1 protein-coding gene is annotated in these 233 nt (G+C 37.3%); it reads right to left on the reverse strand.

The features are described from left to right. Window positions 1-233 (reverse strand): hypothetical protein (locus AA089_RS25305; protein WP_046759382.1); only part of this gene is annotated, 233 nt, incomplete at both ends.

Below are 233 nucleotides of genomic sequence, written 5' to 3' on the forward strand. Positions count from 1 at the left end.
ATCATCAGTAGGAAATTTATCTTCCAAATAGAATTTAGAACTAAGTCCAGGCGCGTTTACAAAATAAAAATCGGGAGAGGAATCAACCTTTTGAATTTCATCGACAAAATCAGTACTGGCACTGCGTAAATTACCTGAGAGATAGTACGTAAATGGCTCAGTCGATTTCCCTCTATGATACCCCATTTGAACAACAATATCGTTGATACTTCCTGCATTGTCTCCTGTATCAT

Source organism: Kordia jejudonensis (assembly GCF_001005315.1).
In the GTDB taxonomy this organism is placed as follows: Bacteria; Bacteroidota; Bacteroidia; order Flavobacteriales; family Flavobacteriaceae; genus Kordia; species Kordia jejudonensis.